We start from the raw sequence: 12001 nt of genomic DNA on the forward strand, positions 1-12001 counted from the left end.
GCCCGAATGATGTGCGACGCCTCACTCATGTCCCCCGCGGAAAAGTCCGCCGTGCCCTCCCGACGGTGCCGACGGCACCGGATGGATCATCGATTCACTGCTCTGACCTGCTAAAACGGCGACGGGGCGGGAGAAGTGGCGCGAGAGCGGACCCGGACGGGCGGCCATCCCCCCATTCGGACCAGTGGTCGACCTCGCCTACACTCGGAACCGTGCCACGTGGTGACGGACGACTCAACCACGACCTGCTCCCCGGTGAGAAGGGCCCCCAGGACGCGTGCGGCGTCTTCGGTGTCTGGGCTCCGGGTGAAGAGGTCGCAAAGCTCACGTACTTCGGGCTCTACGCCCTCCAGCATCGGGGCCAGGAATCCGCGGGTATCGCGGTCAGCAACGGCTCCCAGATCCTCGTCTTCAAGGACATGGGCCTGGTTTCCCAGGTCTTCGACGAGACCTCGCTCGGCTCCCTCCAAGGTCATATCGCGGTCGGACACGCCCGCTACTCGACCACCGGCGCCTCCGTGTGGGAGAACGCCCAGCCGACGTTCCGCGCCACCGCGCGCGGATCGATCGCTCTCGGCCACAACGGGAACCTGGTCAACACCGCCCGGCTCGCCGAGATGGTGGCCGAGCTGCCGAAGGACGACAACGGGCGCTCCACCCGTGTCGCGGCCACCAACGACACCGACCTGCTCACGGCCCTGCTGGCCGCCCAGGTCGACGCCGACGGCAAGCCGCTGACCATCGAGGACGCGGCCCACACCGTCCTGCCGCAGGTCAAGGGCGCCTTCAGCCTCGTGTTCATGGACGAGCACACCCTCTACGCCGCCCGAGACCCGCAGGGCATCCGCCCGCTGGTCCTGGGCCGTCTGGAGCGCGGCTGGGTCGTCGCCTCGGAGACCGCGGCACTGGACATCACCGGTGCCAGCTTCGTCCGGGAGATCGAGCCCGGCGAGTTCGTCGCCATCGACGAGAACGGTCTGCGCACCTCCCGATTCGCGGAAGCGAAGCCCAAGGGCTGCGTCTTCGAGTACGTGTACCTGGCCCGTCCTGACACCGACATCGCCGGCCGGAACGTCTACCTCTCCCGGGTCGAGATGGGCCGCCGACTGGCGAAGGAGGCCCCCGCCGAGGCCGACCTCGTCATAGCGACCCCGGAGTCCGGCACCCCCGCCGCGATCGGGTACGCGGAGGCCTCCGGCATCCCCTTCGGCAGCGGTCTGGTGAAGAACGCCTATGTGGGCCGCACCTTCATCCAGCCCTCGCAGACCATCCGGCAGATCGGCATCCGCCTGAAGCTGAACCCGCTGAAGGAGGTCATCAAGGGCAAGCGCCTGGTGGTCGTCGACGACTCGATCGTGCGCGGCAACACCCAGCGGGCCCTGGTGCGGATGCTGCGCGAGGCCGGTGCCGCCGAGGTGCACATCCGGATCTCCTCGCCGCCGGTGAAGTGGCCCTGCTTCTTCGGTATCGACTTCGCCACGCGGGCCGAGCTCATCGCCAACGGCATGAGCGTCGACGAGATCGGCACCTCGCTGGGCGCCGACTCGCTGGCGTACATCTCCATCGACGGCATGATCGAGGCGACCACCATCGCCAAGCCGAACCTGTGCCGCGCCTGCTTCGACGGCGAGTACCCGATGGAGCTGCCCGACCCGGAGCTGCTCGGCAAGCAGCTGCTGGAGTCCGAGCTGGCCGCCGGCCCGGCCGGAACGGCCGCGGCCGACGCGATCCGCCGCCCGTAAGCACGCACGACGACACGAAGGTTCCCAAGGTCATGTCTTCCGAGACCACTGGCGCCAGCTACGCGAGCGCCGGCGTCGATATCGAAGCGGGCGACCGCGCCGTCGAGCTCATGAAGGAATGGGTGAAGAAGACCCGTCGCCCCGAGGTGCTCGGCGGCCTCGGCGGCTTCGCCGGCCTCTTCGACGCCTCCGCCCTCAAGCGCTACGAGCGCCCGCTGCTGGCCTCCGCCACGGACGGCGTCGGCACCAAGGTCGACATCGCCCGTCGGCTCGGCGTGTACGACACCATCGGCCACGACCTGGTCGCCATGGTCATGGACGACATCGTGGTGTGCGGTGCCGAGCCGCTGTTCATGACCGACTACATCTGCGTCGGCAAGGTCCACCCCGAGCGGGTCGCCGCCATCGTCAAGGGCATCGCCGAGGGCTGCGTCCTGGCCGGCTGCGCGCTGGTCGGCGGCGAGACCGCGGAACACCCGGGGCTGCTCGGCGCGGACGACTTCGACGTCGCCGGCGCGGGCACGGGCGTCGTGGAGGCGGACCGGCTGCTCGGTCCGGATCGCATCCGTACGGGTGACGCGGTGATCGCCATGGCGTCCTCCGGGCTTCACTCCAACGGGTACTCCCTGGTCAGGCATGTGCTGCTGGACCGCGGCGGGCTGTCCCTGGAGGCACATGTCGAGGACCTCGGCCGCACCCTCGGCGAGGAGCTGCTGGAGCCGACCAAGATCTACTCGCTGGACTGCCTGGCGCTGATCCGCACCACCGAGGTGCACGCCTTCAGCCATGTCACCGGCGGCGGGCTCGCCGCCAACCTGGCCCGGGTGATCCCGGACGGTCTGCACGCCGTGGTCGACCGCTCCACCTGGACCCCGGCCCCCGTCTTCGACCTGGTCGCCAGGACCGGCGACGTCGAGCGGCTGGAGCTGGAGAAGACCCTCAACATCGGCGTGGGCATGATCGCGATCGTGCCCCAGGAGTCGGTCGACGTGGCCCTCGTTACCCTGGCCGACCGCGGGGTCGACGCCTGGGTGGCCGGCGAGATCACCGACCGCGGCGAGCACACCACGGGCGCCGCCCTGGTGGGAGACCACGCGTGAACCACACCCGTGACCGGCACGCTTCGGCCGCCGGCGCCCGGTGGGCGTCGGCGGGCGCACGAAACCCGGTCCGGTGCATGAGCCCCGGACCGGGTGCGATGCGATGCCTACGGCACGCTGGATACGGCTGAGCCGCCGCGGGCGTTATGCGCCGCGACGGTGTTGCCGCGAGGAGTTGTCGTCCTCGTCCTCGTCCTCGTCGTCCTCGTACACATCGGCGTACCGTGCGTACGGGTCGTCCTCGTGCTCATCGTCCTCGAAGCGGTCGCCGTTCGGTGACTGATTCGATGTCGATGCGCCCAGCTCCTCAGCCAGGCGTGAGAGGTCCGTCCCACCGCTGTTGTACTTCAGCTGGCGGGCGACCTTCGTCTGCTTGGCCTTGGCCCGGCCGCGCCCCATGGCTCGACCCCCTCAACGACGGGGCTCAACGGCCCCAGAGTCTGACACGCGTTCATGATCCGGAACGGGCTCTCCATGGAGAGACCGGTCCGTAGGGCTTCCACGGTACCTGAGCCCACGCCCATACGGTACGTCGCCCACCGGACGCGCGTGTGCACAGGACCGCCAAGGAAACCTGTCCTTGCTGGTCAGTGGCGATTTTAACCACTTATCCGCAGACGACCCGCCGGTGGAAGTGAGAGTTCTCTCCAACTGTCCACCGGCAGGTACCGCGCGGAGGCGAGACGTCCGCCGTGCGTCAGCGGGCGGGCCGCGCGTTCCTGGCGGCCCTGGCGTCTGTCATCCGCTGCTCGGCGATCCGGTCGGCCGCGGCGGCCGGCGGAATCCCGTCTTCCTTCGCACGTGCGAATATGGCGAGCGTGGTGTCGAAGATTTCCGACGCCTTCGCCTTGCACCGGTCGAAGTCGAAGCCGTCCAGCTCGTCGGCGACCTGGATGACACCGCCGGCGTTCACCACGTAGTCCGGCGTGTAGAGGATCGAGCGGTCGGCCAGATCCTTCTCGACGCCCGGGTGGGCGAGCTGGTTGTTGGCCGCGCCGCACACCACCTTGGCGGTCAGCACCGGCACGGTGTCGTCGTTCAGGGCACCGCCGAGCGCGCAGGGGGCGTAGACGTCCAGCCCCTCGGTCCGGATCAGCGCGTCGGTGTCGGCGGCCACCGCCACGGTGGGGTACTGGTCGGTGACACGCCGTACGGCGTCCGGCCGCACGTCCGTGATCACGACCTGGGCGCCCTCCTTGACCAGGTGCTCCACGAGGTAGTACCCGACCTTGCCGACGCCCGCGACGCCGACCTTGCGGTCGCGCAGCGACGGGTCGCCCCACAGGTGCTGGGCGGAGGCACGCATGCCCTGGTAGACGCCGAAGGCGGTCAGGACCGAGGAGTCGCCCGCGCCGCCGTTCTCGGGCGAGCGGCCGGTCGTCCAGCGGCACTCGCGCGCCACCACGTCCATGTCGGCCACGTACGTGCCGACGTCGCACGCGGTGACGTAGCGCCCGCCGAGCGAGGCGACGAACCGCCCGTAGGCGAGCAGCAGTTCCTCGGTCTTGATCTTCTCCGGGTCACCGATGATCACGGCCTTGCCGCCGCCGAGGGCGAGGCCGGCCATGGCGTTCTTGTACGACATGCCGCGGGCGAGGTTCAGCGCGTCGGCGACGGCCTGCTCCTCGGTCGCGTACGGGTAGAAACGTGTACCGCCGAGCGCGGGGCCCAGGGCGGTGGAGTGGATGGCGATGACGGCCTTGAGGCCGCTGGCGCGATCCTGACAGAGCACGACCTGCTCATGACCCCCCTGCTCCGAGTGGAACAGGGTGTGCAGGACGCCGTTGGTCACGTCGGTCACGGTGGTGACTCCCGGGTAAGTAGCGGCGAGCGGGGACTGGCCCTCCGAGGTCCCCGCGCGTTGTGGTGGCGAGGGCGGAAGGAGGGGTGGTGGGCGGCGGCCGGTGGGCCGCTCAGCAGGAGATTAGACCCTGACCCCGCTCCCCATGGCCGCGGTGGTGGCGATCACCCTCCCCCGGAGTACGCCGCCACCCGGGCGTGGGACGATTTGCAGTGGTTTTCCGTCCAGCCGGGTGCGGCCCGTGCGGGTTTCGGGTCCGGTTCGGTGGGGAGGGAGCAGGCGTGCCCAAGGTGTCCTCCGTGGTCGTCCCGTACGCGACCTACTTGCGCGTCTACGAGCCGCTGGCCGCCTTCCCGGAGCCGGAGCGCAGCCACTGGGCGCGCTATGCCCGCCGCCCCGACCGCCCCTCCTGCCAGGACGAACTGCGCCGCTCGCTGGCCGACCTGCTGCCCACCCCGCCGGTGCCGGTGCCGGTGCACGAGAGCCCGGACGCGTTCGTGCTCGACGTCGACGGAGTGGTCTGCGTCTGTCCCTGGCGCACCCGGCTGCGCGGCTGGCAGGCCCTGGGTGATCTCGCCGAGGACTTCCCGGCCGTCGTGCTGGACGCGGTGCTGCCGCCGCTGGTGCGCCGCCAGGCCGCCCAGGACTACGAGCGCTGGCTGGCCGACAACCCCGACGCCCGCCCCTGGATCCGCACCGCGACCTGGCAGGTGCCGCTGAACTGGTTCGTGCTGGTCTCCGACGAGGAACGGGAGTACGTCAAGGGCTCGGGGGACAGCGGGGATCCCGGCGGCTTCGGGGACGACCTGCCGGTGCTGCGCTACCGGACGCCGATGGTGCAGGCGCGGCGGCGGGTGGCGCGCGGCCTGCGGGCGCTGAAGGACGCCATCGACGAGGGGCCGCTGATCGACGGACTGGTGGACGTCGGACGCTGGCTGGAGGAGTTCCATCCGCGCTCGCTGGTGGAGTTGGACTACGGCGGCCTGGTGCACGCGCTGCCGGCCGGTGAGCTGGAGGGCGACCACTCCGCCGCCGACGTGGCCGAGGGGATCGAGGCGCTGCGCCAGGGCGACGGGGCGGCCGCGGGAGCGGCGTACGGACGGCTCGTGGAGCGCTGGCGGGCGGTGCGCGACCGGCGCTCCGCGAACTGACGCCCCGCCAGGGCCTCGTGCCGGGGTGACGTGGATCACGGATGAACGGGACGTGAACGACGTACCGTCGGGGGCGTTTCCGGGAGCTGACGGGATGTAGGTCCCGATCCGGGCGATTGCGTCAAGGGTGACGGACGGCACTTACCCGACCCTTGCGCCGCTTACCACCCCTCGTGCCAAAATAGGACAAGGAGTCCGGGGAGGGCTCCATACGTCCACCTGTGCTCCACTGTGGGCGGAATTGCCGTATTGCACTCTTTGGGGGGTCTGGTGACTCCTGATCGTGCTGTGACTGATCGTCACAGTGGCGTGACTGTCCGCTATGACATGGTCCATCGGCTTCCGTCGCTGATGAACACCTGGGAGGGCAATTCCATCGGTTTGGCCGACGCGGCTGGACAGATGGTGTAGTTGTAGTGCCGAGGACAAGCCGTTCGTCCTATAACCGACTCGACTCGCGTCCGCCATTTCGGGCAACGCGGGTCAAGGTGCAGAATTTAGAGGAAAGAACCGAGAAGGTTCGGTTCTCCCGAGGAGGCCGCTCATGACCGCTCGCACCCCTGATGCCGAGCCGCTGCTGACCCCGGCTGAGGTCGCCACCATGTTCCGCGTCGACCCCAAGACGGTCACGCGCTGGGCGAAGGCCGGCAAGCTCACGTCGATCCGCACGCTCGGCGGGCACCGCCGCTACCGCGAGGCCGAGGTCCGCGCACTGCTCGCGGGCATTCCGCAGCAGCGCAGCGAGGCCTGAACAACCGAATAACCGGACGAACCGGCTGGTCCCCCAACTGGCCGAGGCGTCCGGACCCGCAGCTCCAAGCGACGCGGGGACTGCCCCAACAGACCCCACGCCCAAGCCGTCAGAGCTCCGCAGGCAAGTGAACAAGGGTGCGTCGTCGATCGCGCTGGACTCCGCCGAGTCCAGCGCGATCTTTTTTGTGCGTCTTCCGGGACCCTCGGGGTGGCTCTGTGAGTGGGCTTGTCGGAGTCTGGGGAGGCTCGGCGGATCATCGGTGGAGCAGCACACAGGGCGGTGCAATTGCACATATTAAATTGACCCTGTGTAGGGCGGGTGTAAGTACCGCACTTTCAGAAACTCATTCGGTGACACCCGTCACATACCGAGGCGCTTGTTACCGGCCGTGTCTCTGCGCTAATGGAGGCTCCGGTTCCATCGCCCCACGCCTGCAAGGGAGTTCGGGACACGAGGGACGCCACGGCGCCGCTCACGCCGTCGAGGGGTTGTCGTCCCTCACCGCCTCCTCCGGGGTTCCGGAGGCCGTCCGTGGGGCGCCGTCCATCGCCAGTCGCAGCAGGCGGCGGCAGACGGCGCAGCGGCGGGTGAGATGGCGGTACGACGAGGCGGCCGCGAGATGTGCGCGGAGCAGCGCCCGCGTCTCGTGCCTGGCCGATGCCGTCATACGCCACCTCCGGTGAACCGCGGGGGAGCGGAGCCTGCTCCCTGGGTACCGAGGGAATGTGACGCCGTCAAGACGCGGCGGCGCGCCACTGGCCGACGCCGGCCCCTTCGCCCTTCCGGAACGCACGGCGCGGCGCGGACAGCGCGGACAGTGCGAACGGAGCCGACGGTGTGCGCACACGGGAAGAGGGCCCGCGCCCCCTGGGGGACACAGACCCTCTTGACAATGCGGTCCTGACGGGATTTGAACCCGCGGCCTCCACCTTGACAGGGTGGCGAGCACTCCAAACTGCTCCACAGGACCTGGTTTCGCGGCGCCATTCGTGCGGTGCGCTGCGAGATGAGACTGTACAGGAGCAGGGCTGCCGGGTCGAACTCACGCAGGGTGCGCGCACCGTCACGGGGCGGCCGCGTCGATCGCCTTCACGATCCGCTTGTCGGAGACCGGGTACGCCGTGCCCAGCGCGTGCGCGAAGTAGCTCACCCGGAGTTCCTCGATCATCCAGCGGATGTCCAGGACCGAGGACGGCACCGGCCGGCCCCGCGGCATCTGCTCGAGCAGCCACGCGTACTCGTCCTGCATTTCGTGGACCTTCTCCATGCGCGTGGTGTCCCGCTGGACGTTCGTCGGCATCTGCTGGAGCCGGCGGTCGGCGGCCACCAGGTAGCGCATCAGGTCCGGCAGGCGGCGCACCCCGGACGCCGTGACGAAGCCGGGCTTCACCAGGCCGTCCAGCTGCGCCCGCAGGTCCGCCAGGTTCGGCAGCAGCGCGGGGCTGCGTACGGCCTTCAGGCGGCGCTCACAGGCCTGCCAGGCGGCCAGCACCTGCTGCACCTGGCCCACCGTCCGCACGGTCACGTCCACGATCTCGGCCCGCACCTTGTCGTACAGCTTCCGGTACGACTCCTCGTCCCAGACCGGCCCGCCGAAGTCCGCGATCAGCCGGTCCGCCGCCGCCGTCGCGCAGTCGTCGAACAGCGCCTGGATCGAGCCGTGCGGGTTCGCCGACAGGGCGAGCTTCTGCGGGTTGCTCAGCTTCTCGGACGCGAACTTCGCGGGGTTGACCGGGATGTTGCGCAGGATCAGCCGCCGCGTGCCCCGCCACATGGCCTCGGCCTGCTCGGCCTCGGTGTCGAAGAGCCGTACGGACACGGTGTCGCCGTCGTCCACGAGCGCCGGGTAGGCCTTCACCGGCTGGCCGGCCCGACGCGTCTCGAAAACGCGGGTCAGCGTGCCGATGGTCCAGTCGGTCAGGCCCTTGCGCTCCAGGGACTCCCCGCCCTGCCGCTCCGCGGTCGCCGCGGCGGCCTGGGACAGCGCCTTGCGCGCCTTGGGCCTCAGCTTCAGCTTCAGGGCCTCGAGGTCCTTGTCCTCGGCCAGCTTGCGGCGCCGCTCGTCGACGATCCGGAAGGTGATCTTCAGGTGGTCGGGGACCCGGGACCAGTCGAAGTCCTCGGCCTCGAAGGGCACCCCGACCATGCGCTTCAGTTCGCGCGCCATGGTGGTGGTCAGCGGCTCCTGCAACGGCACCGCCCTGTCCAGGAACACCTTCGCGTAGTTCGGCGCCGGCACGTAGTTGCGGCGGACGGGCTTGGGCAGGGAGCGGATCAGCTCGGTGACGACCTCCTCGCGCAGACCCGGGATCTGCCAGTCGAAGCCCTCGTCCGTGACCTGGTTCAGCACCTGCAGCGGGATGTGGACGGTCACGCCGTCCGCGTCCGCGCCCGGCTCGAACTGGTACGTCACCCGGAACTTCAGGTTCCCCTGCCGCCAGGAGTCCGGATAGTCGGCCTTGGTGACCGCCTCCGCCGACTCCCGGATCAGCATCTCCCGCTCGAAGTCCAGGAAGTCCGGCTGCTCGTGCCGTTTGTGCTTCCACCAGGAGTCGAAGTGCGCCCCGGAGACGACGTGTTCGGGCACCCGCCGGTCGTAGAAGTCGAACAGCGTCTCGTCGTCGACGACGATGTCCCGGCGCCGGGCCCGGTGCTCCAGCTCCTCCACCTCGCTGAGGAGCTTGCGGTTGTCGGCGAAGAACTTGTGGTGCGTGCGCCAGTCGCCCTCGACGAGCGCGTTGCGGATGAACAGCTCCCGGCTGAGCTCCGCGTCGATCCGCCCGTAGTTCACCTTCCGCTGGGCGACGATCGGCACGCCGTACAGCGTGACCTTCTCGTACGCCATCACCGCCGCCTGGTCCTTCTCCCAGTGCGGTTCGCTGTACGTGCGCTTCAGGAGGTGTTCGGCGAGCGGCTCGACCCACTCCGGCTCGATCTTCGCGTTGACGCGGGCCCACAGCCGGGAGGTCTCGACGAGCTCGGCGGACATCACGAACCGCGGCGGCTTCTTGAACAGCGCCGAGCCGGGGAAGACCGCGAACTTGGCGTTGCGGGCGCCCAGGTACTCGCCCCGGCCGCCGTCCTTGCGCGCGCCGGACCCGGAGTCCTTGGACTCCTTCACGTCCTTCATGCCGATGTGCGAGAGCAGACCGGCCAGCAACGAGACGTGGATCCGGTCGGCGGGCGCGTCCTGCTCGTCGAGGTGGATGCCCATCTGCTTGGCGACCGTGCGCAGCTGGCTGTAGATGTCCTGCCACTCGCGGATGCGCAGGAAGTTGAGGAACTCCTGCTTGCACATGCGCCGGAACGACGAGGAGCCCCGCTCCTTCTGCTGCTCGCGGATGTAGCGCCACAGGTTGAGGAAGGCGAGGAAGTCGCTGGTCTCGTCCCGGAAGCGGGCGTGCTGCTGGTCGGCCTGGGTCTGCTTGTCGGCGGGACGCTCGCGCGGGTCCTGGATGGACAGCGCGGCCGCGATCACCATGACCTCGCGGACGCAGCCGTTGCGGTCGGCCTCCAGCACCATGCGGGCCAGGCGCGGGTCGACCGGCAGCTGGGCGAGCTTGCGGCCGGTCTGCGTGAGCCGTTTGCGGGGGTCCTTCTGCGCCGGGTCCAGCGCGCCCAACTCCTGGAGCAGCTGCACGCCGTCACGGATGTTGCGGTGGTCCGGCGGGTCGATGAACGGGAACTTCTCGATCTCGCCGAGGCCGGCCGCGGTCATCTGGAGGATGACGGAGGCGAGGTTGGTGCGCAGGATCTCCGCGTCCGTGAACTCGGGGCGGGTGAGGAAGTCGTCCTCGCTGAAGAGCCGGATGCAGATGCCGTCGGACGTACGCCCGCAGCGGCCCTTGCGCTGGTTGGCGCTGGCCTGCGAGACCGGCTCGATCGGCAGCCGCTGCACCTTGGTGCGGTGGCTGTAGCGGGAGATCCGGGCGAAGCCGGGATCGATGACGTACTTGATGCCGGGGACGGTCAGCGAGGTCTCGGCGACGTTGGTCGCCAGGACGATCCTGCGGCCGGTGTGCGGCTGGAAGACCCGGTGCTGCTCGGCGTGCGACAGCCGCGCGTACAGCGGCAGCACCTCGGTGGACCTGTACTTCTTCTTGAGCAGTGCGTCGGCGGTGTCCCGGATCTCCCGCTCCCCGGAGAGGAAGACGAGGATGTCCCCCGACCCCTCGGCCATCAGCTCCTCGACGGCATCCGTGATCGCGGTGATCTGATCCCGGTCGGCGTCCTCGGAGTCCTCCTCCAGGAGCGGCCGGTAGCGGACCTCCACGGGATACGTCCGCCCGCTGACCTCGACGATCGGCGCGTCGCCGAAGTGCCGGGAGAAGCGCTCGGGGTCGATCGTGGCCGAGGTGATGACGACCTTCAGGTCCGGCCGCTTCGGCAGCAGCTGTGCCAGATAGCCCAGCAGGAAGTCGATGTTGAGCGACCGCTCGTGGGCCTCGTCGATGATGATCGTGTCGTAGGCGCGCAGCTCGCGGTCGGTCTGGATCTCGGCGAGCAGGATGCCGTCCGTCATCAGCTTCACGAACGTGGCGTCGGGGTCCACCTGGTCGGTGAAGCGCACCTTCCAGCCGACGGCCTCACCCAGCGGCGTTTCGAGCTCCTCGGCCACGCGCTCGGCGACGGTGCGGGCGGCGATACGGCGGGGCTGGGTGTGGCCGATCATGCCGCGCACACCCCGGCCGAGCTCCATGCAGATCTTCGGGATCTGCGTGGTCTTCCCGGACCCGGTCTCACCGGCGACGATGACGACCTGGTGGGCGCGGATCGCGTCGGCGATCTCGTCCTTCTTCTGGCTGACCGGCAGTTGCTCGGGATAGCTGACCGCCGGCACCCGGGAACGCCGGGCGGACATGCGCTCCTCGGCCGTCCCGACCTCGCCCTCGATCTCGGCGAGGACGGCGACACGCGCCTCCGGCTTGCGGATCTTGCGCGCGCCTTCGAGCCTGCGGCCGAGCCGGTGCGCGTCACGCAACGACAACTCGTTCAGGCGGGAGGCGAGGGCGCCGAGGGCGGGGGCGGGATGCGTAGACATACGGGACCCAGGATCTCATCCCCGAGAAAATCCTGGCGAACGCTTTTGCCGCGGCCTGCCGGGGGCGCGTGGCGGGCCCGGGGGCGCGGCCTGCCGGGGGCGCGTGGCGGGCCCGGGGGCGCGGCCTGCCGGAGGGCGAGTCCGGTGTGCGGTCCGGCGTGCGCGTACGTCCTCGGGTGGTGTCACCGGGCCCGGGAACGAAAAAGGATCCCGCCCGATGGGCGGGATCCTTCTCTTGTGGCTGGGGCCGGGGTCGAACCGGCGACCTATCGCTTTTCAGGCGATCGCTCGTACCAACTGAGCTACCCAGCCACGAGGTTCCTTGCGAAACCCCAGCGGTCCTGACGGGATTTGAACCCGCGGCCTCCACCTTGACAGGGTGGCGAGCACTCCAAACTGCTCCACAGGACCA

The 12001-nt window shown here is 69.6% G+C and carries 8 protein-coding genes and 3 tRNA genes; 4 read left to right on the forward strand and 7 right to left on the reverse strand.

Annotated elements, in window-relative coordinates:
* The first annotated feature begins 212 nt into the window (after positions 1-212).
* Both purF and purM read left to right on the forward strand, forming a co-directional pair.
* Positions 213-1742 carry an amidophosphoribosyltransferase gene (purF, locus tag ACIHCX_RS18980; RefSeq protein WP_400030736.1) on the forward strand — a complete coding sequence of 510 codons (1530 nt, stop codon included), beginning with the start codon at positions 213-215 and terminating at the stop codon, positions 1740-1742.
* 32 nt (positions 1743-1774) lie between these two features.
* The gene (purM, locus tag ACIHCX_RS18985; RefSeq protein WP_400030738.1) at positions 1775-2842 is read left to right on the forward strand and encodes a phosphoribosylformylglycinamidine cyclo-ligase; all 1068 of its coding nucleotides are present in this window, start codon (positions 1775-1777) and stop codon (positions 2840-2842) included.
* 144 nt (positions 2843-2986) lie between these two features.
* Here purM and ACIHCX_RS18990 read toward each other — a convergent pair whose 3' ends face one another.
* Positions 2987-3241 (reverse strand): DUF3073 domain-containing protein, encoded by a 255-nt coding sequence (locus ACIHCX_RS18990; protein WP_400030740.1) that lies wholly within the window; start codon positions 3239-3241, stop codon positions 2987-2989.
* Between the two features lie 298 nt (positions 3242-3539).
* Positions 3540-4643 carry a Leu/Phe/Val dehydrogenase gene (locus ACIHCX_RS18995; RefSeq protein WP_400030742.1) on the reverse strand — a complete coding sequence of 368 codons (1104 nt, stop codon included), beginning with the start codon at positions 4641-4643 and terminating at the stop codon, positions 3540-3542.
* 281 nt (positions 4644-4924) lie between these two features.
* Here ACIHCX_RS18995 and ACIHCX_RS19000 point away from each other — a divergent pair, with 281 nt between their 5' ends.
* Entirely contained in the window at positions 4925-5794 is an 870-nt protein-coding gene (locus tag ACIHCX_RS19000) for a hypothetical protein (RefSeq protein WP_400030744.1), read from the forward strand.
* A gap of 544 nt (positions 5795-6338) precedes the next feature.
* Positions 6339-6545 (forward strand): developmental transcriptional regulator BldC, encoded by a 207-nt coding sequence (gene bldC, locus ACIHCX_RS19005; RefSeq protein WP_003949541.1) that lies wholly within the window; start codon positions 6339-6341, stop codon positions 6543-6545.
* A 475-nt stretch (positions 6546-7020) separates the two neighbouring features.
* On the opposite strand, the gene ACIHCX_RS19010 is transcribed toward bldC, so the two are convergent.
* From ACIHCX_RS19010 to ACIHCX_RS19030, 5 genes are all read right to left on the reverse strand, one after another.
* Positions 7021-7215 carry a DUF6274 family protein gene (locus ACIHCX_RS19010; protein ID WP_400030746.1) on the reverse strand — a complete coding sequence of 65 codons (195 nt, stop codon included), beginning with the start codon at positions 7213-7215 and terminating at the stop codon, positions 7021-7023.
* Positions 7216-7443: 228 nt separating this feature from the next.
* A tRNA-Asp gene (locus tag ACIHCX_RS19015) sits at positions 7444-7518 on the reverse strand.
* Between the two features lie 93 nt (positions 7519-7611).
* A complete protein-coding gene (hrpA, locus tag ACIHCX_RS19020) occupies positions 7612-11589 on the reverse strand; it encodes an ATP-dependent RNA helicase HrpA (protein WP_400030748.1) in 3978 nt (1325 codons plus the stop codon).
* Positions 11590-11827: 238 nt separating this feature from the next.
* A tRNA-Phe gene (locus ACIHCX_RS19025) sits at positions 11828-11901 on the reverse strand.
* A gap of 24 nt (positions 11902-11925) precedes the next feature.
* Positions 11926-12000 (reverse strand) — tRNA-Asp (locus ACIHCX_RS19030).
* Position 12001 lies beyond the last annotated feature (1 nt).

The organism is Streptomyces sp. NPDC052043 (genome assembly GCF_044548235.1).
In the GTDB taxonomy this organism is placed as follows: Bacteria; Actinomycetota; Actinomycetes; order Streptomycetales; family Streptomycetaceae; genus Streptomyces.